The sequence below is a fragment of the Lentzea nigeriaca genome (assembly GCF_016907955.1).
Classification (GTDB): domain Bacteria; phylum Actinomycetota; class Actinomycetes; order Mycobacteriales; family Pseudonocardiaceae; genus Lentzea; species Lentzea nigeriaca.
The window spans coordinates 1-22,500 of record NZ_JAFBCX010000029.1 but is presented as its reverse complement, the minus strand read 5'-3'; the positions used below and the strand labels follow the sequence as shown (position 1 = coordinate 22,500).

27 protein-coding genes are annotated in these 22,500 nt (G+C 68.3%); 17 read left to right on the top strand and 10 right to left on the bottom strand.

Annotation, left to right across the window (positions count from 1 at the left end; all coding sequences use genetic code 11):
• Window positions 1–8: 8 nt before the first annotated feature.
• Window positions 9–1,592, bottom strand: a complete 1,584-nt coding sequence (locus tag JOD27_RS46325; protein WP_204768218.1) for an HD domain-containing phosphohydrolase — start codon at window positions 1,590–1,592, stop codon at window positions 9–11.
• Between the two features lie 61 nt (window positions 1,593–1,653).
• Window positions 1,654–2,079, bottom strand: coding sequence for a MarR family winged helix-turn-helix transcriptional regulator (locus tag JOD27_RS43285; protein ID WP_204768217.1), 426 nt, complete (start codon window positions 2,077–2,079; stop codon window positions 1,654–1,656).
• 82 nt (window positions 2,080–2,161) lie between these two features.
• On the opposite strand from JOD27_RS43285, the gene JOD27_RS43280 reads away from it, so the two are divergent.
• Window positions 2,162–3,037 (top strand): hypothetical protein, encoded by an 876-nt coding sequence (locus tag JOD27_RS43280; RefSeq protein ID WP_204768216.1) that lies wholly within the window; start codon window positions 2,162–2,164, stop codon window positions 3,035–3,037.
• On the opposite strand, the gene JOD27_RS43275 is transcribed toward JOD27_RS43280, so the two are convergent.
• Genes JOD27_RS43275 through JOD27_RS43260 form a run of 4 tightly spaced genes read right to left on the bottom strand, consistent with a single transcriptional unit; the run spans window position 3,021 to window position 6,259 of the window.
• Window positions 3,021–3,536 carry a S1 RNA-binding domain-containing protein gene (locus tag JOD27_RS43275; RefSeq protein ID WP_204768215.1) on the bottom strand — a complete coding sequence of 172 codons (516 nt, stop codon included), beginning with the start codon at window positions 3,534–3,536 and terminating at the stop codon, window positions 3,021–3,023. The two genes, JOD27_RS43280 and JOD27_RS43275, sit on opposite strands and share 17 nt — an antisense overlap.
• Window positions 3,533–4,336, bottom strand: a complete 804-nt coding sequence (locus JOD27_RS43270) for an alpha/beta fold hydrolase (protein WP_204768214.1) — start codon at window positions 4,334–4,336, stop codon at window positions 3,533–3,535. Before JOD27_RS43270 ends, JOD27_RS43275 begins: the two co-directional genes overlap by 4 nt.
• A gap of 10 nt (window positions 4,337–4,346) precedes the next feature.
• Complete coding sequence (locus JOD27_RS43265; protein ID WP_204768213.1) at window positions 4,347–4,778, bottom strand: cupin domain-containing protein; 432 nt, start codon at window positions 4,776–4,778, stop codon at window positions 4,347–4,349.
• Window positions 4,775–6,259, bottom strand: coding sequence for a diguanylate cyclase domain-containing protein (locus JOD27_RS43260; RefSeq protein WP_307830663.1), 1,485 nt, complete (start codon window positions 6,257–6,259; stop codon window positions 4,775–4,777). Before JOD27_RS43260 ends, JOD27_RS43265 begins: the two co-directional genes overlap by 4 nt.
• Before the next feature lie 132 nt (window positions 6,260–6,391).
• Here JOD27_RS43260 and ruvC point away from each other — a divergent pair, with 132 nt between their 5' ends.
• The 8 genes from ruvC to JOD27_RS43220 all read left to right on the top strand — a co-directional run bounded on the left by ruvC (window position 6,392) and on the right by JOD27_RS43220 (window position 12,904).
• Window positions 6,392–6,961, top strand: coding sequence for a crossover junction endodeoxyribonuclease RuvC (gene ruvC / locus JOD27_RS43255; protein WP_204768212.1), 570 nt, complete (start codon window positions 6,392–6,394; stop codon window positions 6,959–6,961).
• Window positions 6,958–7,281 (top strand): hypothetical protein, encoded by a 324-nt coding sequence (locus tag JOD27_RS43250; RefSeq protein ID WP_204768211.1) that lies wholly within the window; start codon window positions 6,958–6,960, stop codon window positions 7,279–7,281. The genes ruvC and JOD27_RS43250 overlap by 4 nt, the downstream gene beginning before the upstream one ends.
• Window positions 7,278–7,859: a Holliday junction branch migration protein RuvA gene (gene ruvA / locus JOD27_RS43245; RefSeq protein WP_204768210.1), complete on the top strand. Its 582-nt coding sequence runs from the start codon at window positions 7,278–7,280 to the stop codon at window positions 7,857–7,859. Before JOD27_RS43250 ends, ruvA begins: the two co-directional genes overlap by 4 nt.
• Window positions 7,856–8,869 (top strand): Holliday junction branch migration DNA helicase RuvB, encoded by a 1,014-nt coding sequence (gene ruvB / locus JOD27_RS43240; protein ID WP_204768209.1) that lies wholly within the window; start codon window positions 7,856–7,858, stop codon window positions 8,867–8,869. The genes ruvA and ruvB overlap by 4 nt, the downstream gene beginning before the upstream one ends.
• 96 nt (window positions 8,870–8,965) lie before the next feature.
• Window positions 8,966–9,310, top strand: coding sequence for a preprotein translocase subunit YajC (yajC, locus tag JOD27_RS43235; protein ID WP_204768266.1), 345 nt, complete (start codon window positions 8,966–8,968; stop codon window positions 9,308–9,310).
• A 129-nt stretch (window positions 9,311–9,439) separates the two neighbouring features.
• On the top strand, window positions 9,440–11,227 hold the full coding sequence (gene secD, locus JOD27_RS43230) for a protein translocase subunit SecD (RefSeq protein ID WP_204768208.1): 1,788 nt from the start codon (window positions 9,440–9,442) through the stop codon (window positions 11,225–11,227).
• Window position 11,228: 1 nt separating this feature from the next.
• Window positions 11,229–12,389 (top strand): protein translocase subunit SecF, encoded by a 1,161-nt coding sequence (secF, locus tag JOD27_RS43225; RefSeq protein ID WP_204768207.1) that lies wholly within the window; start codon window positions 11,229–11,231, stop codon window positions 12,387–12,389.
• A gap of 23 nt (window positions 12,390–12,412) precedes the next feature.
• Complete coding sequence (locus JOD27_RS43220) at window positions 12,413–12,904, top strand: adenine phosphoribosyltransferase (protein ID WP_204768206.1); 492 nt, start codon at window positions 12,413–12,415, stop codon at window positions 12,902–12,904.
• 65 nt (window positions 12,905–12,969) lie between these two features.
• Here JOD27_RS43220 and JOD27_RS43215 read toward each other — a convergent pair whose 3' ends face one another.
• Genes JOD27_RS43215 through JOD27_RS43205 form a run of 3 tightly spaced genes read right to left on the bottom strand, consistent with a single transcriptional unit; the run spans window position 12,970 to window position 13,924 of the window.
• Window positions 12,970–13,293 carry a hypothetical protein gene (locus JOD27_RS43215; protein WP_204768205.1) on the bottom strand — a complete coding sequence of 108 codons (324 nt, stop codon included), beginning with the start codon at window positions 13,291–13,293 and terminating at the stop codon, window positions 12,970–12,972.
• 32 nt (window positions 13,294–13,325) lie between these two features.
• On the bottom strand, window positions 13,326–13,604 hold the full coding sequence (locus JOD27_RS43210; protein ID WP_204768204.1) for a hypothetical protein: 279 nt from the start codon (window positions 13,602–13,604) through the stop codon (window positions 13,326–13,328).
• A 44-nt stretch (window positions 13,605–13,648) separates the two neighbouring features.
• The gene (locus tag JOD27_RS43205) at window positions 13,649–13,924 is read right to left on the bottom strand and encodes a hypothetical protein (RefSeq protein ID WP_204768203.1); all 276 of its coding nucleotides are present in this window, start codon (window positions 13,922–13,924) and stop codon (window positions 13,649–13,651) included.
• 410 nt (window positions 13,925–14,334) lie between these two features.
• Between JOD27_RS43205 and JOD27_RS43200 the strand changes: the two genes are divergently transcribed.
• The 4 genes from JOD27_RS43200 to JOD27_RS43185 all read left to right on the top strand — a co-directional run bounded on the left by JOD27_RS43200 (window position 14,335) and on the right by JOD27_RS43185 (window position 18,200).
• Window positions 14,335–15,207 carry a helix-turn-helix domain-containing protein gene (locus JOD27_RS43200; protein ID WP_204768202.1) on the top strand — a complete coding sequence of 291 codons (873 nt, stop codon included), beginning with the start codon at window positions 14,335–14,337 and terminating at the stop codon, window positions 15,205–15,207.
• Window positions 15,107–15,358, top strand: coding sequence for a DUF397 domain-containing protein (locus JOD27_RS43195; protein WP_307830662.1), 252 nt, complete (start codon window positions 15,107–15,109; stop codon window positions 15,356–15,358). The genes JOD27_RS43200 and JOD27_RS43195 overlap by 101 nt, the downstream gene beginning before the upstream one ends.
• A gap of 122 nt (window positions 15,359–15,480) precedes the next feature.
• Window positions 15,481–17,766, top strand: a complete 2,286-nt coding sequence (locus tag JOD27_RS43190) for a RelA/SpoT family protein (RefSeq protein ID WP_239571608.1) — start codon at window positions 15,481–15,483, stop codon at window positions 17,764–17,766.
• A 134-nt stretch (window positions 17,767–17,900) separates the two neighbouring features.
• Complete coding sequence (locus tag JOD27_RS43185; protein WP_204768199.1) at window positions 17,901–18,200, top strand: hypothetical protein; 300 nt, start codon at window positions 17,901–17,903, stop codon at window positions 18,198–18,200.
• A gap of 103 nt (window positions 18,201–18,303) precedes the next feature.
• Here JOD27_RS43185 and JOD27_RS43180 read toward each other — a convergent pair whose 3' ends face one another.
• Entirely contained in the window at window positions 18,304–19,155 is an 852-nt protein-coding gene (locus tag JOD27_RS43180) for a peptidylprolyl isomerase (protein WP_204768198.1), read from the bottom strand.
• Window positions 19,156–19,269: 114 nt separating this feature from the next.
• Between JOD27_RS43180 and JOD27_RS43175 the strand changes: the two genes are divergently transcribed.
• From JOD27_RS43175 to JOD27_RS43160, 4 genes are read left to right on the top strand one after another with little or no spacing between them, the layout of a single operon-like run.
• Entirely contained in the window at window positions 19,270–19,965 is a 696-nt protein-coding gene (locus JOD27_RS43175) for an MBL fold metallo-hydrolase (protein ID WP_204768197.1), read from the top strand.
• Window positions 19,962–21,218, top strand: coding sequence for a histidine--tRNA ligase (gene hisS / locus JOD27_RS43170; RefSeq protein ID WP_204768265.1), 1,257 nt, complete (start codon window positions 19,962–19,964; stop codon window positions 21,216–21,218). The genes JOD27_RS43175 and hisS overlap by 4 nt, the downstream gene beginning before the upstream one ends.
• Window positions 21,215–21,853 carry a hypothetical protein gene (locus JOD27_RS43165; protein ID WP_204768196.1) on the top strand — a complete coding sequence of 213 codons (639 nt, stop codon included), beginning with the start codon at window positions 21,215–21,217 and terminating at the stop codon, window positions 21,851–21,853. The genes hisS and JOD27_RS43165 overlap by 4 nt, the downstream gene beginning before the upstream one ends.
• A gap of 1 nt (window position 21,854) precedes the next feature.
• The gene (locus JOD27_RS43160) at window positions 21,855–22,409 is read left to right on the top strand and encodes a HEAT repeat domain-containing protein (protein ID WP_204768195.1); all 555 of its coding nucleotides are present in this window, start codon (window positions 21,855–21,857) and stop codon (window positions 22,407–22,409) included.
• Window positions 22,410–22,500 lie beyond the last annotated feature (91 nt).

The following is a 22,500-nucleotide window of genomic DNA, read 5'->3' as shown; positions in this document are numbered from 1 at the left end:
CCTCGACGCTAGGAGCCCGGCCGTTCGGTCACGATCGGGCGTTCGCCCCATCCGGCCAGGCCGTGTTGCATCGCGAAGACGGCAGCGGCGGCACGGGTCGAGACACCGATCTTGGGATAGATGTTCTGCACGTGCCGGCTGGCCGTCTTCGTCGAGATCCCGAGCCTCCGGCCGATCTGCTTGATCTGGAACCCGTGAGCGAGCAGACCGAGGACCTCCACCTCGCGGTCGGTCAAGCCGGCGGGGTGGACGCGGCGGCGAGGCGGCGCCTGTCCGGATGCGTCGAGCACGGCGTGGACCGCCTCGGCGTCGAGTCGCCCGTCGCGGCCGTGTGCGCGCAGGGCGGCTGCCGCATCTGGGAGTGATGTCGCGGGCAGATGCGGGCGCGGCTCCGTCATCGTGTGGTACGCGTCCGCGACGGCCAGCAACCGGGCTGCCGGCGACAGTGCCGCGACACCGACGCCGCGGTGGTACCCCGAACCGTCGCAGCGCTCGTGGTGCGCGGACGCGGTCGCCGCGAGCCTGGCGAGGAACGGGGAGGAAGCCAGCAGTCGCTCGGTGTGGTAGGCGTGCAGGCGCACCTGCTCCCGTTCGTCGGCGGTCAGTGGGCCCGGCTTCTCCCACACCGCCGGCGACACCGCGACCCGGCCGAGATCGTGCACACGAGCCGCTCGGACCACGTCACGCTGAGCCTCCGCGTCGAGGCCCATTCGTTTCGCTGCCGCCTGGGTCAGCCGCGCCACGCCGTCCGAATGGCCACTCAGGCAGGGAGCCGCCAGGTCCGCGAAGTCGCCCATGGCCGCGAGGGCCTCGTCGATGGCACTGCCCCTCAGCGTCAGCGGCTCGCCGGGCTCGCACGAGAGAACGACGTCCCAGAGCGGTTCCCGGGCGCCGGGCACCACTTCGTCGGCGTGGGCGCAGAAGTACTCGGCGACGTGGGGATCGTGTCCCCCGCCGGCACGCTTGTGGATGATGTCGACGGCGTACTCCACGCCGCCAACCCATTTCTGCATCGACACGTCCCGGGCGACGGAAACGATGCGCAGTGCCAGCGGGATCGCATCGCCCTTCAGGCCGTGCAAACCGCCCTTGCCGTCCCAACGCTCGGTGAGCTGCCCGAACAGGCCGTGAATCGATGCGGGCAGGCCGATGCGTTCACCCAGCATTTGAGCGACCTCGCACATCGCGGTCATGTGCGCGGGATGTCCTCGCATCGCCCGTGGGAGCGTGCGGGCGATCTGGAGCACTCGCGTGAGCCCGGTCGCCTCCGGGGCCGGGATCGACCGCACAACGCCCCGAACTGCCTCACCGGGGCTGCCGTAGATCACCGGGTTGAAGTTCTCCAGCAGGGTGCCCCAGGGGAACAACGCCGCCGAGATCTCCGCGTCGGCGGTGCATCCGATGTAGTAGAGCAGGCAACCGTAATAGGCCTGGGCGGCGGTGTGATCGTCCACGCCCAGGCCACGCGAGAGCCGGGCGCCGATGATCGCGCTCTCCAGCCCGTGCTCGCGCGGCAGGCCCAGCGCCAGGTCGGTTGCCAGCGACAGGCACGCGACAAGCTCCGCGGTCCGGACCTCGTCATGGACGACCACGGGCGAACGATACTGCCGTGCGGACATTTCCGCTGGCCACGGCGATCTGCGCGCGAGTTCGTCAGCTCTCGCTGAGCACCTGCGAACACCGCTGCAGCAGCGCCCGCAGCTGCGCGCGCTCCTCGGCGGTGAACGCGTCCGCGAGCTTCTGTTCCACCGCCACCGCGCCCTTGTCCGCCTCGCGGAACTTCGCGTACCCGGCCTCGGTCAGCCGGTTCTCCAGCACGTTGCGCTGCCACTGGTGCGGTGTGCGCTCCACGAGCCCCATGGCGACGAGGTTCTGCAGGATCGTCGTCATCGTCTGCGGTGTGACCAGGCACAACCGGGCGAGCTCCGCCGCGGGCGCGCCGGGGTGGTCGCTCAACGCCAGCAGGGCCGAGTACTGCGGCACGGTCAGGCCCGCCGGCTTCACCGCCGCCGCCTTCGCGGTCATCAGCTCGAGCTCGGCGCGCTTGATGTCACCGCCGATCCGATCACCGCTGCGCATCCGTCCATCGTAGAAGTGTGGTAAGAGTATTGATAGTTATCAGAACTCTGATAGCCATCAGTGCTCTTACTGGAGGGAAGCAATGCGCGTCGCGCTTGCCGTCATGGCGGCGTTGTTGCTGGTCACGGGCACAGCGGAAGCAACGCCGAGGCACATCGGAGGGGTCGCCGAGTCACTGCACCCCGAGGGCGTGCAGTGGGATCCGACCCGTGGCCAGTTCCTGGTCAGCTCACTGCGCCACGGCACGGTGTCGCTGGTCAGCCAGACCGGCCGGGTCCGCACGCTGGTCAGCGGCACGAAGATGGTGTCGACCTTCGGCATCCAGCTGGACCGCGGCCGGGTGCTCGTCGCGTTCGGCGACATCGGCTTCGGCGACCGGCAGGAACCAGGCCAGTCAGGACTCGGGATCTTCGACCTGCGCACCGGCCGCACGATCAGCCTGATCGACGTCCCCAACGGCGCCAACGACGTGGCGGTCGACCCGTTCGGCAACGCCTACGTCACCGGCACGAAGGGTGACACGATCTTCAAGGTCGACCCCGCCGGCACCGTCACGGCGTTCGCGAAGGACCCGCGCCTCGGCGGGGAGTCCTTCGGCAACAACGGAATCGTCTGGGACCCCAGGGGATTCCTCATCACCGGTCACTACATGAACGGCACGCTGTTCAAGGTCACGCAGGGCCACGTCGAGGAGCTGCCCGCGCCCAAGCTCCCCGGCGCGGACGGCCTCACCCTCACGCCCCAGGGCCTCACGGTCGTGACGAACAAGCTGAGCGCGCCCGGCAAGAACGCCGTGACCGTGCTCGACACGCGCACGTGGCAGATCAGGTCCCAGCGCGACTGGAAGACCGCGCCGACCACGGCGGCCCGCACGCCGCACGGCACCTATGTGTTGAGCGGGTACCTCGACGTGCTGATCGGCGGGTCGACCACGGACGAGTTCAGCCTCGACCGCTGAGGTCGACCCGGCGCCGCTCCCGGTCGATGCCGGTGACGACGACGGTGACGTCGTCACCGGCTCGGCCGAGACCGGGCTGAGGCACCAGGCCCTCGACGCCGTCGGCGACTTCGACGAAGACGCCGAAGGGCGCCTGCTTCGTCACCCGGCCGCGAAGTTCCCGCCCAGGGGTGACTTCGTCGGCGAAAGCCTGGAAGGGGTCCGGCTGCGTTGCCCGCAACGACAGCCGGGCCTCCATGTTCCAGGTGGCGTAGTGCAGGAACTTGCCGGTGACGCGCTCTCCGACCTGCACGGCGTCGGAGGCCGCGGAGATGTGGCGCCAGGACAGTTCGGGGATCGAGACGAAGCCGGTGCCGGGGAAGATCGGGTGCCGGGGACCGTCGTCGAGCCGCACGAACACGCCGAACCGCTCGATGGCCGCGACCGTGCCCGGCAGCAGGTCACCGGGACTCAGCGCAGCCAGGAAGGCATCGAGTTCGGGGTGCTCGTCCGGGTTCACGCGCCACCGACGAACTCGACCAGCAGCCGGTTGACCTCGTCCGGCCGCTCCAGGTACCCGATGTGCCCGCAGTCGGCGACCTCGACGTAACGGGCACCGGGGATCGCGTCCGCCACCTCGCGTGACAGGCGGGGTGGCAGGACGAGGTCGTCCGCGAACCCGATCACCAGCGACCGCACGGAAATCCGCCGGTACGCCTCGACGCGGGGCTCGTAGTCGCTCAAGGCGAGCTGCGCGCGTTCACCGGGGCCCAGCGACGAGCCGGCGAACTCGTACATCTGCACCCAGTCGCGGGCGATGATCGGGTCCGCGAGCGTCGCGGGGGAGAGGTTGCGGACCACCGCGGCCGCCGCGTAGAAGGACGGCGGCACCTCGACACCCTTGTCGTACAGCTCCATCAGGCTGCGCGACCACGCCTGCTGCACCGGGTGCGGGCGTGCGGCGGTCGCCATCATCACCGCGCCGCGGAGCAGGTCCGGCCGGGCCAGCGCCAGTTCCTGCGTGACCCGCGCACCCAGCGACGTGCCGATCACGTGCGCCGGGCCGCCCAGGTGCTCGATCAACGCCGCGGTGTCGGCGACCATGTCGTCGATCGTGAAACCGTCCGCGCACTCCGACGACGGCCGGATGCCGCGGTTGTCGAAGAAGGCGACCCGACAACCCGCCTTGACCAGCGCGGGCACCTGGTAGGTGCGCCAGACGCGGCCGGGGCTGCCGGCGCCCATGACCAGCAGGACGAGATCACCGGAGCCCTCGGTCTGGACGTTCAGCTCGATGCCGTTCAGCGGGATCATCGCCATGCGCAAGATCCTAGAAGCGGCACAAAGGCCTGATCTCCGCCGCGTGCGACGGATAACGCGCGCACAGCTCGTCCGCGTGGCCGAACGACACGATGTCGTCGGTGTACGGCGGTACCACCACCGTGCCGACCAACGACCAGTCACCCGCGGGCGAGCTGCCCTGCCACACCCCCGCTGGCACGACCACCTGCGGGTTGGCCGCGGACAACACCGGCTGCGACACCGAACCGTCCGGGTGCAGCAACAACATCCGCAACGGCGACCCGGCGTGGAAGTTGTAGATCTCCAGGTGCTTCAGCACGTGCATGCCCGAGAAATCCGGCGCACGCAACAGGTACGCGATCGCGGACGCCTCCTCGGAGCGGTGCGTCTGCGCGAAGTGGCCGCCCTCGACGGGAAGCTCCTGCATGCCCAGCGAGGCGATCAGCTGCTCTGGGGTCACGTCATCTCCGGAAGCGGGGAACCGTGCACGACGACCATGCCCTTGCCGAGTCGTTTCGCCGTGTACATCGCGGCGTCCGCGGCACCGAGCACCTCGTCGGCCGTCACTGTCGAGTCGTACGAGAAACGTTGCGCCACACCGATGCTGGCGTGCACGTGATGCACCCGGCCGTGCACCTCGTGCGGGTGCGCGAGAGCGTCCAGCAGCCGCGAGCCGATGTCGTCCGCGTCGCCGCCGTCGACCAGCACGCCGAACTCGTCGCCGCCCAGCCGCGCCACGACGTCCTCCTGGCGGACGCTGTTCTGCAGCCGTGCCGCGACGTTGCGCAGCACGATGTCGCCCTCGGCGTGCCCGTGGTTGTCGTTGACCGCCTTGAACCCGTCCACGTCGATGAACAGCAGGATCAGCGGCCGCGCGCGATCCCTCACCGCCAGCGCGCTTTCGAGCCGATCCCGGAACAGGGAACGGTTCGCGACACCGGTCAACGGGTCGTGCGTCGCCTCGTGCCGTAGCTGTTCGCGAGAGACGCGGAGCTGGTTCATCAGCCGGACGTTGTCCATCATCGTCCGCAACTGCCGCACGATCACCAGGCACACCACGGAAATCCCGACGTAGATCTCGATCGGGTTGAGGCGGCCGCCGGTCGCGGTGTTCCAGCCGATGAACAGACCGGTGACCGCGAGCGGCAGGTACGGCACGAACAGGTGCAGCAGGTCGGCCGTGCGCATCCGGCCGGACGTCGGTTGCCGGTTGCGCGCCGGTGCCAGCGCGCTGAGGAAGAAGAACGCCGGGCACAGCATGAAACCGATGTCCGCGGTCGTCGGGATCGACGTGATCCCCTTGGAGATGTAGTACGCGAACACCCAGCCGGACGACGACTGCGCGACACCGGCCAATGCGACGAAGAACATCGGCCACTGACGCACGGACTGATGCGTCCACGACATCACGACGATGGCCACGAGCAGCACGAGGTACGCGGCGGGATGCGCCACCACCGTGGCGAAACCGGGGCCTTCCTTCGCCCATGCGCGGGTCAGCGACTCCAGCGCCGACACCCACGTCAGCACGAACAGCGACCCGATCACGATCAGTCCGTCGAGCACCACGACCGTGCGGCTGCGGTAGTTCGGCAGCAGGTCGTCCGCGCGGCGCTGCTGGGCCTTGACGACCACGGCGGCCAGGCACAGCACCGGTACCAGCGTGAACCCGAGCGGCGCGAGCGTCGACGTCGGCAGCTGCACGCCCAGGATCTGCTGACCCCAGATCCACGCGGACAGCGCGACGGTCAGGCTCGTCATCGCCGCGGTCATCCAGCCGTTGCGTTGCCGTGCATAGGCGACGAGCGCTGCGACAGCGAACACCAGCTGCACGACCTTGTCGATCGCGATGCCGATCTCGCGCGGCACGGCCAGGGCGACGATGATGGTGACCGCCATGAAGGTGCCGACGCACCCCACAACGAGCCAGAACCTCTTCACCGAGTCTCCCGTGATCGAAACCCAATCTAGTGACGCCGGTGTGGACTTGTCGAACCGTGTCGGTGCGAGTCCCGCTTCAGCGCACCGGATATGGTTCGAACGGTTGTTCGTTCGGCGATCCGGGGAGCTGTTGTGCGGGTGTTCGGGGTCGACCCCGGTCTGACCAGGTGCGGCTTCGGCGTCGTCGACGGCGGGCCGGGCCGGACCGTGCGTGCGGTCGCCGTCGACGTCCTGCGCACGCCCGTGGACGCTCCTCTGTCCGTGCGTCTGCACGAGCTGTACGTCGGCGTGTGTGAGTGGCTGGACCGTTACGAACCTCAGGTCGTCGCCGTCGAACGGGTCTTCGCGCAGCACAACGTCCGCACCGCGATGGGGGTCGCGCAGGCGTCCGGGGTGGTGGCTCTGGCCGCCGCGCAACGGAATCTGCCCGTCGAGTTCCACACACCGTCCGAGGTGAAGGCCGCCGTCACGGGGTCGGGGCGCGCGGACAAGGCGCAGGTGACGGCGATGGTCACGAAGCTGCTGGGGTTGAAGGTGGCGCCGAAGCCGGCGGACGCGGCGGACGCGCTGGCGCTCGCGATCTGCCATCACTGGCGCGCGCCGATGCGCTCGCGCATGGAAGAGGCACAGGCGAAAGCCGCGGAGCTGGCCCGCGTCCACAAGGCCCGCCTGGCCGAGGCCGCGCGCCGGAGCGGATCATGACCGCCCCCGCCCGCCGGACGGCTGACGGCGTTTGCAAGTACCACCAACTCAACATCAACAAGCACTTTTCCACAGCCAACAGCTCGTCACGGGTGGTGCCGCTGCGCACCGACGACCGCAAGTCGGTTCGCCGAACGTCGAACTGGTTGGGTGCGGTTGGCGGCGGTCCGATCAAGAGTTGGTGGTACTTGCAGGCGCCTCCAGCCGTTCCCGCCGGAGCGCGCGCCGAAATTGTCAGGGTCGGCTGGAAGAATGAAATCAAGGGGTCCCCTTCGCGAGGGGACGCCGGCGTGAGCGTGAAGTCCGGAGGAACCAGGTGATCTCGTCACTGCGCGGCCAGGTGCAGCACGTCGGCCTCGACCACGCCGTCGTCGAGGTGGGCGGCGTCGGGTTCGCCGTCCAGATGACCCCGAGCACGCTCGCCACCCTGCGCCGCGGCGAGGAGGCCAGCCTCGCCACCTCGCTGGTCGTCCGCGAGGACAGCCTCACCCTCTTCGGGTTCGCCGACGTCGAGGCCCGCGAGCTGTTCGGCCTGCTCCAGACCGTCAGCGGCATCGGCCCGCGCATAGCCCTGGCCACCCTGGCCGTGCTCGAACCGGACAAGCTCCGCCACGCCCTCGCCGAAGGCAACATCACGGTGCTGACGCAGGTCCCCGGCATCGGCAAGAAGGGCGCGGAACGCCTCATCATCGAGCTCCGCGACAAGGTCGGCGCGCTGCCCACGCCCACGGCACCGGCACACAGCCAGACCCGCGACCACGTCGTCGAAGCGCTGCTCGGCCTCGGCTTCCCCGCGAAGGCCGCGGAAGCCACCGTCGACAACGTCCTCGCCGACAACCCGGACCAGTCCACCTCCGCCGTTTTGCGCCGCGCGCTCGCGACCCTGGGGCGCAAGTGACCGAGGACGAGCTCAGCCCCTTCGCCGCGCCGGCCGAGCGTGACGTCGAAACCAGCCTCAGGCCCGCCGACCTGCACGAGTTCGTCGGTCAGCAAAGAGTCCGAGAGCAGCTCGAACTCGTCCTGCACGGTGCCATGCGCCGTGGCACCGCCCCGGACCACGTGCTGCTCAGCGGCCCTCCCGGCCTCGGCAAGACCTCCCTCGCCATGATCATCGCGAAGGAGCTGAACAGCGCCATCCGCATCACCAGCGGCCCGGCGCTGGAACGCGCGGGCGACCTCGCGGCCATGTTGTCGAACCTCGTCGAAGGCGACGTCCTGTTCATCGACGAGATCCACCGCATGGCCAGGCCCGCGGAGGAGATGCTGTACCTCGCCATGGAGGACTTCCGCGTCGACGTCGTCGTCGGCAAGGGCCCCGGAGCGACCAGCATCCCGCTCGACATCGCGCCGTTCACGCTGGTCGGAGCGACGACGAGGTCCGGAGCGCTCACGGGCCCGCTGCGCGACCGCTTCGGCTTCACCGGCCACATGGAGTTTTACTCGGCGGACGAGCTCGACCTCATCGTGAAGCGCAGCGCCAAGATCCTCGGCGTCGACCTCCACGACGACGGCGCCATCGAGATCGCGAGCCGCAGCCGCGGCACGCCCCGCATCGCGAACCGGCTGCTCCGCCGCGTCCGCGACTTCGCGGAGGTCAGGGCCGACGGCAGGGTCACCGAGGAGATCGCCAAGCAGGCGCTGGAGGTCTACGACGTCGACCAGCTCGGCCTCGACCGGCTCGACCGCGCGGTGCTGACCGCCCTGGTCAAGAGCTTCAACGGCGGCCCGGTCGGCGTGTCCACCCTCGCGGTCGCCGTCGGTGAGGAACCGACCACCGTGGAAGAGGTGTGCGAACCGTATTTGGTGCGAGCTGGCATGCTGGCCCGGACACCACGCGGCCGAGTGGCGACGCCCGCCGCGTGGCACCACCTGGGGCTGGAACCGCCCGCCGGTGATCAACTGTGGTGACCTGGCACAATCGGTGAAAGCACCTGGACATATCGGACGTGCGACTGCAAGGCATGTCCACTTGATCGGAGAATGATGGGCAACCTTGGCAATTTGATGTTCCCGTTGCTGCTGGTTCTGCTGGCTGTGCCGCTGTTCCTCAGCGCGCGCAAGCAGAAGCGGGCGATGGCCGAGCAGCAGTCTCTGCAGAACTCGCTCGAGCCCGGTGACAAGGTGATGACCACGTCTGGTCTGTACGGCACCGTCGCCGATGCCAGCCACGACACCACCATCGACATCGAGATCTCCGAGGGTGTCGTCACGCGCTGGCTGCGCGCCGCGATCCGCGAGAAGGTCGTCGACACGGACGAGGCCGTGACCGAGGAGACCGCGGACGAGGCCGGGGAGCAGGTGACCACCGCACAGGTCGCCGAGCCCCTCGACCACAACGCCAAGAAGTAACAAAACAGGCTCGCACTCCTGGAGTTGGCAACTGTGAACACCGCCAACTCCAGGTAGTGACGCGCAGCTCACGCGGCGCGCGTTACGCTGCGCGCTCGGAAACCATCGCTACTAGGAGACGGACGGATCGTGGCACCTCCGGCCGGGCAAATTCGCCCTGCGAAGTACTTGGCGAGTTTTGTCCTCATCGTGGTCGCGCTTTACGCCCTGGTGTTCTTCACCGGGAACGGTTCGGCCAAACCCAAGCTCGGTATCGACCTCCAGGGCGGCACGATCGTCACCCTGACCGCGCGTCAGGAAAACGGCGCCCAGCCGAGCGAGGAAGCGCTGACCCGCGCACGTGACCTCATCGAGGTGCGCGTCAACGGTCTCGGCGTCTCCGGTGCCGAGGTCGTGCGCGACGGCAACAACCTGACGATCACCGTGCCCGGCGCGGACAGCGAAGGCGCGAAGGGCCTCGGCCAGACCGCTCGCCTCGCGTTCCGCAAGGTCCTCGGTCAGCCGATCCCGGCAGCCGCGGCACCGAACACGCAGGCGCCGTCGTCGAGCACCCCGCCGTCGAGCAACGCGAGCACGCCGCCGTCGTCGCCGAACCAGACCGCCTCACAGCCGTCGTCGAGCAACGCGCCGCAGGGCCGTCCCGCTCCGAACCTGGCCGCGCAGCCGTCGAGCACGCCGCCGTCCGGAAGCACCGCGCCGTCGTCCACGGCGCCGAGCACGCCGTCCGCCCCCTCCAACGTCGACCCGAAGGTCGCGAAGGAGATCCAGGAGGCCAAGGCGCTGCGCCAGGCCACCGACCAGCAGATCCTGCAGCAGGCCGCGCTCATGCTCGACTGCACCAAGCCGGACCCGCTGCGCGGCAACGACGACCTGGACAAGCCGCTCGTCACCTGCGGTGAGAAGGGCGCGTACAAGTACATCCTCGCGCCGGTCAACCCGCCGAAGGAAGACACGCAGACCAAGCCGGACGACTACAGCACCTACTCCCGCCTCACGGGTGAGGACATCAACAACGCCGCGGCCAACAAGAACCCGAACGGCACCGGCTACGTCGTCAACCTCGACTTCAAGAGTGACGGCGGCACCAAGTGGGGCAAGTTCACCTCGGCCAACGTGCAGCAGGCCGTCGCCGTCGTGCTCGACGGTGAGGTCATGTCCGCGCCGACCATCCAGTCGGCCATCACCGGTGGTTCCACCGAGATCAGCGGCAAGTTCACGCTGGCGGAGGCCCAGAGCCTCGCGAACACGCTGAAGTACGGTGCGCTGCCGCTGTCCTTCGACGCCTCCGAGGCGCAGACGATCTCCCCGACGCTCGGCCTGCAGTCGCTCAAGGCCGGTCTCATCGCCGGCGGCATCGGCCTCGCGCTGGTCTTCGTCTACTGCATGTTCTACTACCGCCTGCTGGGCATCCTGACGATCCTGTCGCTGGGCCTGTCCGGTCTGATCATCTACGCGGTGCTCGTGCTGCTGGGTCGCTGGATCGGGTTCACGCTCGACCTGGCGGGCATCGCCGGTTTCATCGTCGCCATCGGTATCACCGCCGACTCGTTCATCGTCTTCTTCGAACGACTGAAGGACGAGGTGCGTGAGGGTCGGACGTTCCGTTCGGCCGTGCCGCGCGCGTGGGTTCGTTCGCGCCGCACGATCCTCTCCGCCGACGCGGTCAGCTTCATCGCCGCCGCCGTGCTGTACATGATCGCGGTCGGCCAGGTGAAGGGCTTCGCGTTCACCCTGGGCATGTCGACGGTCCTCGACCTCGTGGTCGTGTTCCTCGTGACGCACCCGCTGGTCGCCATGGCGTCGAAGTCCAAGTTCCTGTCCAACCCGAACCTGTCCGGCCTGGGCGGCGCCGCACGCGAGGGTGCGGCCCACCGCGCCGCCGTGACCGGCAAGACCGCTGCCGTGAAGGAGGCCTGACATGGGCAACGTGTTCACGCGCCTCTATGTGGGCAACGGCGCTTTCGACATCGTCGGCAAGCGCACCCGCTGGTACATCGTCTCGGGCATCATCCTGCTGGTCTGCATCGGCTCGATGGTGTTCAGGCAGTTCAACCTCGGCATCGACTTCGAGGGCGGTACGAAGATCTCGATGCCGTCCGTGGCGGAGTCGAGCCAGGCCATCTCGACCTCGGCCGTCGAGGACTCTTACGCGAAGGCCCTTCCCGGTAAGAAGCCCAACGCCGTGCAGGCCGTCGGCACCGGTGCCAGCGCGACGATCCAGATCAAGTCGCCCGCGCTGAGCATCCAGGAGGTCGCGACCCTCAAGACCGCGCTGGCGAACGACACCAAGCCGAAGGGTGGCCAGGGGGCGATCTCCGACAGCGCCGTGTCCGCGTCGTGGGGTGGCGAGATCAGCTGGAAGGCCCTGTGGGCCCTGTTCTGGTTCTTCGTGGCGGTGACGCTGTTCCTCGCGTTCTACTTCGAGTGGCGCATGGCGGTCGCCGCGCTCATCGCGGTGTTCCACGACGTCATCATCACCGCGGGCGTGTACTCGCTCATCGGCTTCGAGGTGACGCCCGCGACGGTCATCGGTCTGCTCACCATCCTCGGTTTCTCCCTGTACGACACGGTCGTCGTGTTCGACAAGGTCAAGGAGAACACCCGAGGCCTGCTGGGCCTGACCCGCCGCACCTACGCCGAGGCCGCGAACCTTGCGCTGAACCAGACCCTGATGCGCTCGATCAATACCTCGTTGATCGCGTTGCTGCCGGTCATCGGCCTGCTGGTCGTCGGTGTCGGCATCCTGGGCGTCGGTACGCTCCAGGACCTGGCGCTGGTGCAGCTCGTCGGCATGTTCGTCGGTGCCATGTCGTCGATCTTCATCGCCACGCCGGCACTGGTGGACCTGAAGATGCGCGACCCGAAGTACATCGCGCAGGCCAAGCGCGTGGCCGCCCGCCGCGCCAAGACGGCGTCGTCCGGCGCCGTCGTGGCCGAGGACATCGAGTCGGCCGACGACGAAGCGCTCGCCGCCGACCTGCGCAAGGAAGAGGCGCTCGCCGCCGCCGCGTCGGTGCCTCACCGCACCGCCAAGGCTTCGGACTCGCGTCGCCGCCCGACCGGAAAGCGTCAGCGTTGAAGTTGGAACGAGCACTGGGCTTGATGCGTGAGGTCCCGGACTTCCCCCAGAAGGGGGTGGTCTTCCGGGACCTCACGCCCGTTCTCGCCGACCCGGACGCCCTGCGCGCCGTCGTCGACGCCCTCCAGGACAAGATCGACGACAGCACCCAGGTGATCGCCGCCATCGAGTCGCGCGGCTTCCTCCTGGGCGCCGCTCTGGGCTACGGCTGGCGCTACGGCGTCGTGCCGCTGCGCAAGCCGGGCAAGCTGCCGGTGGTCGCCGACTCGGTGTCGTACGACCTCGAGTACGGCACGGCCTCGCTGGAACTGCCGGCGGACGCCATCCAGCCGGGCCAGCGCGTGGTCGTCGTCGACGACGTGCTCGCCACCGGCGGCACCGCCGAGGCCGCCTGCAAGCTCGTGGAGCGTGCGGGCGGCATCGTGACCGGCGTGTCCGTGGTGATCGAGATCGCCGCGCTGGGCGGCCGTTCCCGCCTGGCGGGCCGCGAGGTCAGCGCGCTGCTGGCCGTCTAGGCGGTTCGCCAGTCGTCTCCGCAGTACCCGGTGGTTGCGCACCTGGCCTCTCGATGTTGCTGCTGTCACCTCGGCATGATGAAGCCCACGACGAACAAGAACGTCACGACGTGGAGCGCGAACCAGATCACGCCGAAGATCGGCAGCGCGATCACGATCAGCAGCCACGGCTGGATCCGCGCCTTGACGGCCAGCAGGAACGCCCACACGAGCGTCGAGGTGATCGCCCAGGCGACCGCGCCGACGACCACCTCGACGATCGTGACCGGTGCTTCCGTCCCGGTCCGCAGCTCCGCGATGCCGTAGGCGACCACGACCGCGATGTACCAGATGAGCGCGCCCGCAGCGCAGTGCAGGAACGGCGTTCTCTGTCGAACAGGTGTGTTCATGATGTCCCCCCAGACGTTGTTGGTGCCCCTGATCAGCCGGTGATCGGCGTGACGAACCGGTAGGCGAAGACGACGGTCAGCGCCCACAGGAAGTAGTAGATCGGCAGGCCCAGCAGGATCAGCCGCCACGCCTTCATCTCGCCGTGCGCGACCCGCCACAGGGCGACCGAGGTGCCCAGCCACGGAACGACGCCGAGAAGCAGCGTGCGCAGCGGGTCGTTCTGGAGGTTGAGCAGCACGATCGCGGCGTACCAGATGGCGGCGAACGCCAGGGGCTGCCAGAACGGCCTGTGCTCGGCGTGCGTGTGCATCGGGGTCCCCCAGACCTGGCGCTCACTTGGAGCGATCAAGCATGTCAGGCGGGTGGTGGCGGCGCCATGAAGGCGGCCCCGATTGAGACGAACACCAATGTCACCAGCGACGCCGGTGCCGTGACCACCGCGATCTCCCACAGCTGCGGGGACTCGGCGCGCCGGAGCAGCAGGTAGCTGACGGAGGTGGCGAGGATCCAGCCCACCGCGGAGCCGATGATCGACCTCGGGTCGATGTAGTGCGGGTCGTCCAGCGCCAGGTACGCCATCGTGCCCAGCCAGACCGCGGTCATGCCGGCGCACCACAGGAGTGTCCTCACGCTCGGGAGTCTGTCAGGCGGCTGTGCCGGTCCGGTACGCACCCTCGATCGTCGGGAACGAATTTCGGCGTGCGTCGGTTTCTATTGCTTTAGGTGTTTCCAGAGGTTGCTTTGTGTCTAGAGAGATGTGCAGTAACGGTGCCATATGGTTCGTGTTCGTTCACCCGAACGTGTGATCGCTGACGTGCATTTTCGCCGTGATCTTGCGGTAAGGTCGAACGCATGAGCGAACCAGACCTCCGGCTTATGTCCACCGGCAAACTGCTGAGCGCAGTCGTTGACGAAGTCGCGGAAATTCGCGTTCGGGATAATGTGATCATGCGGAAGATTGTCGAATTGGAACGGCGTTTTGGCCCGCCGCCTGATACCCCCGTTTTCACCCGAATGAGCGGATTCGTGGAGGAGGGTCAATGCCTACCGTCGGACCAATGACTGCGATCACCTCCACCGCCTACAGCCGCGACCTCGGCGACGAGCTTCGCCGCCTGCGTGAGAAGTTCACGACGCTGACCGGGTTCGCCTTCGCCGAGCGGCTCGGCTGGGACCCGAGCAAGGTCTCGAACATCGAGAACGGCAAGGCGCGTGCGAGCGAGATCGACCTCGTCCAGTACCTCATGACGTGCGGCCGCGACAGCGCCTACTTCGAACGCTTCCGCGACCGGTACCGCTACGCCTTCGACCCGTACGTGGTGCTGGTGCCCGACAACCTCCGGACCCTCGCGATGACGGAGGCGAAGGCCAAGAAGATCACTTGCTATGACGTGCTGACGGTCCCCGGCCTCATTCAAACGCGCGAGTATGCGGAAGCGCTGCTTTCCACAGGTCGCAAGACGCCAGCGGATGTCGAGAAGAGCCTCAAGTGGCGCATGGATCGGCAGGCGATCCTGCAGAGGGTTCAGAACCGTCCAGAGTGCCGCTTCTATGTGCACGAGTTGGCTCTCCAACTTCAGGTCGGCGACGAGCGGATCATGGAGGAGCAGTACCTCCGCATGCTGTTCAATACGCACATCCTTCGGATCGTGCCGATGTCTGCTGGTCCCGGCCCGATCAGGATGTCTCCGCGCATGCTCTTCAGCTTCGAGAAGCTGATTCCGGTGGCGTACAGCGAGACCGACCTCGGAAACGTCTTCGCGCACGACGGCGCAGCCATCGCGGACAGCCGGGAGTTCTTCAAGTGGTTGGATGCCCTCGCTTTGGATGAGGGACAATCACGTGGCCTGCTGGCGAACTACGTCAGCGGACTGCGGAAGGACTCTCATGTTCCACGAGCGGAGCTGGCGTAAGAGCACCTACAGCGGTCCCGAGGGGGACACCGCATGTGTGGAGGTGTCGCTGGCCCAGGATGCACTCGTGCGTGACTCGAAGGCCACTCGCGGTGACGCCCTGGTCTTTTCGATTCAGGCGTGGCGCGCGTTCGTGGCGAGCGTCGCCTGATCGGCTCAGCAAAAGTTCGGGTGGCGTTCACCGTGTGAGCTGCGCCGCTCGTCGAGCGTCCGGAAGTTTCGTCACCGTAAACGCGTTATCCTCGGTACTCGCGAGACCCGAGGAGCGTGGGGTTGAGTCAAGACACCGAACCCGCTGCGACGGTTGTTCAACCGTCGGCTACCCGGCGCGTGCGTGCCCGCCTCGCGCGGCGCATCACCGCCCAACGTGCGGCCCCGGTGAAGCAGGTCCTCGAACCTCTCGCCGCCGTGCACCGTGACCTCCATCCCAAGGCCGATCTGGCGCTTCTGCAGCACGCGTACGACGTTGCCGAGGAGAAGCACCGCCCGCAGCGCCGCAAGTCCGGCGACCCGTACATCACCCATCCGCTCGCCGTGGCGACGATCCTCGCCGAGCTGGGCATGGACACCACGACGCTGGTGGCCGCGCTGCTGCACGACACAGTTGAAGACACCGACTACTCGCTGGGGCAGCTGAAGGACGACTTCGGCGAGGAAGTCGCTCGCCTCGTCGACGGTGTCACGAAGCTGGACAAGGTCAAGCTGGGGGCAGCGGCCGAGGCGGAGACCATTCGCAAGATGGTCATCGCGATGGCGAAGGACCCGCGGGTTCTGGTCATCAAGCTCGCCGACCGGCTGCACAACATGCGCACCATGCGGTTCCTGCCGCCGGAGAAGCAGGCCCGCAAGGCCCGTGAAACGCTCGAAGTGCTCGCACCGCTGGCCCACCGGCTGGGCATGGCGACCGTCAAGTGGGAGCTGGAGGACCTCGCGTTCGCGATCCTGCAGCCGAAGAAGTACGACGAGATCGTGCGGCTGGTCGCGAAGCGCGCACCGAGTCGCGACACGTATCTGAGGACCGTCGTCGACGAGCTGCACACCCAGCTGGAGGGTGCGCGGATCGTCGCGAAGGTCGAGGGACGGCCGAAGCACTACTACTCGATCAACCAGAAGATGATCGTCCGCGGCCGCGACTTCGACGACATCCACGACCTCGTGGGTGTGCGGATCCTGGTCGACGAGGTGCGCGACTGCTACGCGGCGATGGGCGTCGTCCATGCGGCGTGGCAGCCGATGCCGGGGCGGTTCAAGGACTACATCGCGCAGCCGCGGTTCGGCGTGTACCAGTCGCTGCACACGACCGTCATCGGTCCCGACGGCAAGCCTCTCGAGGTGCAGATCCGCACCCACGAGATGCACCAGCGGGCCGAGTACGGCATCGCGGCGCACTGGCGGTACAAGGAAACCAAGGGCACGCACAACGGCAAGTCCGTCGAGATCGACGAGATGGCGTGGATGCGTCAGCTCCTCGACTGGCAGCGGGAAGCCGCGGACCCCGGTGAGTTCCTCGAAGGGCTGCGCTGGGACCTCGCCGCGCGCGAGATCTTCGTGTTCACGCCCAAGGGCGACGTGCAGACGCTGCCGACGGGCTCGACGCCGGTCGACTTCGCCTACGCCGTCCACACCGAGGTGGGTCACCGCTGCATCGGCGCCCGTGTGAACGGTCGCCTGGTCGCTCTCGAACGCAAGCTCGAGAACGGCGAGGTCGTCGAGATCTTCACCTCCAAGGCGGAGGGCGCGGGCCCGTCCCGCGACTGGTTGAGCTTCGTCGCGTCCCCGCGCGCCAAGGCGAAGATCAAGCAGTGGTTCGCCAAGGAGCGCAAGGAAGAGGCGATCGAGCAGGGCAAGGACGCGATCACCAAGGAGGTCCGGCGCGTCGGGCTGCCGATCCAGCGTCTGGTCAGCGTCGACTCGATGCAGGCCCTGGCGAAGGAACTGCACTACCCGGACATGAGCGCGCTGTACGCGGCGGTCGGCGAGGGCCACACCTCGGCCAGGCACGTCGTGCAGCGGCTCGTCGCGCAGCTCGGCGGTGTCGAACACGCCGAGGAGGAACTGGCCGACCGCGCCACCCCGTCCACGGTCACGAGGCGTCGCCCCACTGGCGACGCGGGCGTGATCGTCAAGGACGCGGGCGACGTGTGGGTGAAGCTCGCCCGCTGCTGCACCCCGGTGCCGGGCGACGACATCCTCGGCTTCGTGACGCGCGGCGGCGGTGTGTCCGTGCACCGCACCGACTGCACGAACGCGGACGAGCTGCTGAAGTCGCCGGAGCGGCTGCTCGACGTCGAGTGGGCGCCGTCGGCGTCCAGTGTCTTCCTGGTGGCCATCCAGGTGGAGGCGCTCGACCGGCACCGGCTGCTGTCGGACGTCACGAAGGTGCTGGCCGACGAGCGCGTGAACATCCTGTCGGCGTCGGTGACGACGTCGCGCGACAGAGTGGCCGTCAGCCGGTTCTCGTTCGAGATGGGCGACCCGAAGCACCTCGGACACGTTCTGAAGGCCGTGCGGAGCGTTGAGGGCGTCTACGACGTCTACCGCGTGACGTCGGCCTCGTAGATCAGCATCAGGGCGTCCCCGGCCTGCTCAGGCCGGGGGCTCCTGTGCAACTGGGGGCAACTCGGGCCCGTTCCCCGCTTCCGGCTGGCATGGTGACGCCCGCCAGAACAAGATCAACCTCCTGGGGGACGGACATGAAGAAGCTGGTCGGGATGGCCGCTGCCGCGGCGGCCGTGGCGGCGGTGCTGCTGCCGGGCGCGGCGGTCGCGGACGACAGGGTCTGCGAGGCCTGGGTCGAGTCTGGCCGGAACATGGGTCACGCGATCTGCCGCGGCGGTGGCGGCAACTTCCACTACGTGATCCTCAGGTGCGAGAAGGGCGGCGAGTCGTTCTTCAAGGCCGGGTCCAAGGTGCCGCCGGGCTTCCGCTCGTCCGCACAATGCGACAAGTCGCAGGGCTGGACCGCCGTGGAGGCCAGGGCGCAGGTCGCCTGACGCCGGCACGAGAAGGCCCCCGCGGCCGCGCCCGCTGGAAACGATGAAGGGGAACCTTCATCCACGTGAGGTGGAGGAAGGTTCCCCTTCATCATGTGAAGAGTTAGTTGGCGACCGTCGCCGACTTGATGTCGACCGGGGTCTTCGGCTTGCCGTCGCCCTGGCCGGGCGTCTGCGAGATCGTGCCGGTCTTCGCGACCTCGTCGATCTTCTTCAGCGACTCCTCGTCGACCGTGCCGAACACGGTGTAGTCCGGCTTCAGCTGCGTGTCGCCGTAGACGATGAAGAACTGCGAGCCGTTGGTGTCCGGGCCCGAGTTCGCCATGGCGAGCACGCCGCGGCCGTAGGTGAGCTCCGGGTAGGTCTCGTCCTTGAACGAGTAGCCGGGGCCGCCCCTGCCGTCGCCGCCGGGGTCGCCGCACTGCAGGACCTGGATGCCCTTCACCGTGAGGCGGTGGCAGGTGGTGTTGTCGAAGTACTTCTGCTTCGCCAGGTTCACGAAGTTGTTGACCGTGCACGGCGCGAGCGAGCGGTCGAGGTTCAGCTTCAGGTCGCCGATCGAGGTGCCGAGCGTGACCGCGACGGTGCCGCTGGCGGACTGCTCGCCGTTCGCGGGCGGCGTGTTCTCCTTGGCCGCCGGCTCCTGGCCCTTCGTGTATTCACAGTTCACCTTCGCCGGCAGCGCCTGCGGGCGCTTCGGGATCTGGTGCAGTGCTGTGGGGATGTTCTCCGCCTTGTCCACCGACTCCTTCTGCGGAGTCTCCGACGCGGCCGCGTCACCGTTGCCGAAGTCGTGGGTCGCGAGCCACCACACACCACCTCCGACGAGCGCAACAACGACGACCGTCGACACGACGGCGATGATGCGACGCTTCTTGGCCCGCTGCTGGCGGTAGACCATCTGGCGCTCAAGCTTGCGCTTGGCTGCCGCGCGTCGCTGCTCGTTGGTGGGCACGTGCTCCCTCCCCAGGGACTCATGCGAATAGGGCGGACGGCTCGGGAGTCTAGGGCCTGGGCATATGAGCTTTGTGTGGTGGTTAGGCTGTGGTTGAACAGGGAGGTCATTTTCGTGCTCGTGATCGGGTTCCCCACTGGCGCGCTGCAGGCGAACTGCTTCGTCCTCGCGGCCGGTGAGGGCGAGCCCTGCGTGATCATCGATCCCGGTCAGGACGCGGTCGAACCGATCGAGCAGGCCTTGCGCAAGCACCGGCTCGCGCCTGTCGCCGTGTTGCTCACGCACGGGCACTTCGACCACACGTTCTCCGTCACCCCGGTCTGCGACGGCAACGACATCCCCGCGTACATCCACCCGGACGACGTCGAGATGCTCGCCGATCCGCTGAAGGGCATCAGCCGCGAGTCGGCCGCGTTCTTCGGGGGGAACCTCGAGATGCGCGAGCCGAGCGAGGTCCGCTCGCTCGTCGACGGCGCCGACCTCGACCTCGCCGGGCTGCAGATCACCGTCGACCACACGCCAGGCCATACCGGCGGGTCGGTGATGTTCCGCTCCGGCGTGCAGGAAGGCGGTCGCCTGGTGATCTCGGGTGACACGCTCTTCGCCGGTTCCATCGGACGCACCGACCTGCCTGGCGGTGACCACTCGCGCATGCTGTCGTCTCTGCAGAACAAGGTCCTCACCTTGCCCGACGACACGGTGGTGCTGCCCGGCCACGGCCCGACGACGACCATAGGCCGCGAGCGTGCGACGAACCCCTACCTGCTTCAGCTGCAGGATGCTCCGGCCGCCCCGCACCGAGGACTCTGAGAAACGTGTTTTCCGCTCCCAAAGGCGTTCCCGACTACATCCCGCCGACGTCCGCCGCGTTCCTGCACGTCCGGTCGACGCTGACCCGTGCAGCCGAGCTCGCGGGCTACGGCTACGTGGAGCTGCCGGTCTTCGAGGACACGGCGCTGTTCTCGCGCGGTGTCGGCGAGTCGACCGACGTCGTGACGAAGGAGATGTACACCTTCCTCGACCGCGGCGACCGCTCCATCACGCTGCGACCGGAGGGCACCGCGGGCGTGATGCGGGCCGTGATCGAGCACAGCCTCGACCGCGGCCAGCTGCCGGCGAAGCTCTACTACGCGGGTCAGTTCTTCCGCGCCGAGGCCCCGCAGGCCGGCCGGTACCGGCAGTTCCACCAGGTCGGCATCGAGGCGATCGGCATCGACGACCCGGCCCTGGACGCCGAGGTCATCGCGGTCGGTGACGCCGGGTTCCGCGCGCTGGGCCTCACCGGCTACCGGCTGGAGCTCACGTCGCTGGGCGACGCGAACTGCCGTCCCGCCTACCGCTCGCTGCTGCAGGAGTTCCTCGCGAAGCTGCCGCTCGACGAGGCGACCCGCCAGCGCGCCGAGCTGAACCCGCTGCGCGTGCTCGACGACAAGCGGCCGGAGGTGCGCGCCATGGTCGCCGAGGCGCCGCTGATGGTGGATCACCTGTGTGACGAGTGCCGGGCGCACTACGAGCTCGTCAAGGGCTACCTGACGGAGCTGGGCGTGAAGTTCGTGGAGAACCCGCGCATGGTCCGCGGCCTCGACTACTACACGAAGACGACGTTCGAGTTCGTCCACGACGGCCTGGGCGCGCAGTCGGGCATCGGCGGCGGCGGCCGCTACGACGGCCTGATGGCGCAGCTCGGCGGCCAGGAGCTGTCCGGTGTCGGGTTCGGCCTGGGCGTCGACAGGGCGTTGCTCGCGGCCCAGGCCGAGGGCGTGCTGCCGGAGTTCAGCCGCGTCGACGTGATCGGCGTGCCGCTGGGCGAGGCCGCGCGGGCCAGGCTGGTGGCGATCGCGGGCGAGCTGCGCGCGGCCGGCGTGCGCACCGACCTGGTCTACGGCGGCAAGTCGATGAAGGCGGGCTTCAAGGTCGCCGACAAGTCCGGTGCCCGGTTGGCGCTGGTGCTCGGCGAGCGCGACCTGGAGGCGGGCAGCATCGGCGTGAAGACCCTCGCCACGGGCGAGCAGGTGACCGTGTCGCTGACGGACGTGGTCGAGGCGGTGCGGAAGGCGCTGTGAGCCAAGACGACAAGAGCGACCAGCTCTCGCTCGACCTGCTGGACCGGGTGACGGTCCGCAAGCGTGCGCGGATGGTGGCGATCGGCGGCGTGATGGTCGCCCTCGCCTTCGGCGCGATCGTGGGCTTCATCGGCGGCCGCTGGGCGGGCATCATCGCCGCCCTGATCGTGGCGCTGCCGGTGGTGCTGCTCGCGATGTCCGAGGCCCGCCGCACCACGTGGCTGGCGGGCACGCGCGTCCACGTGCGCGGCTTCGGGACGCGGACCGTCGACCTCGCCACCGCCGACGCGCTCGACCTGCTCGTCACCGACATGCGCAACGCCAGGACCGTCGGCCTGTTCGTGCGCGGCAACAAGAAGGCGATCAACATCGGGCTGTCGATGTACTCCGGCATGGGCGGCCGCGAGCTGGGCATCTACCAGCTGCGCCGCCTCGCCGACGCGCTGGCCGCACGCGGTGACACACCGGGCCTGGTGTTCTCGGAGCTGCTCGTGGCCCAGCTGCGGGCGGAGGCGCGCGGGCTGGCCGCTCCGGAACGTCCGCTGTACCGGCTGGGGTCGCTGGCGCCGTCGGGGCGGATGGCGCAGAAGCTCCATCCGGACGCCGTCTCGAAGTTCGTGACGTCGCTGGACTGAGATGCCGGATTTCAGCAGCCGGTTCGTCCTCAAGTCCGGTTTCACGTCGGACGACGTCGACTTCGTGGCCATGCGACGCGGCTGGATCCTGACGCACCACCAGAAGCCGGAGGCCGGGGCGTTCGTCGACATCTTCGTGACCCTCGATCGCAAGACCGAGATCCACCAGGTCGACGACCGCCCCATCGGCACCCGGTATCTCACCGTGCGCGGTCCGGGCAGCGCGGAGGTGACGGCGCACGTCCGGCACGACTGTGAACTCTGGTCCACCCCGGAAGCGTTGCGGGAGCTGGACCGGGCGAGCACCACGAACGACAAGCTGATCTGCGTCTACGCGGCGGCACTCTCCGCCGCCGACGAGGACGGCGACCAGCTTGCGCAGGCGTTCCGGCGCGTTGCGGGCGATCCGGACGCGGGAGTTCGCCAGTCGGTGGTCATCGCTACCGGCTACTTCCCGCATCCAGGCCTGCTCGACCTCGTCAGGCAGCTGCGCGACAGTGATCCGGCCGGCCACGTCCGGCGGAACGCGGCTCTTCTGCTGGAAGGGACCGTCTAGGTGTACTGCCCCGCGAGGTTGCGAACGGTCCGACACGTGATCGGATGATCTTGGAATGAGGGAGGGCCTCCGGGTTCGGTGTGGATTGCGA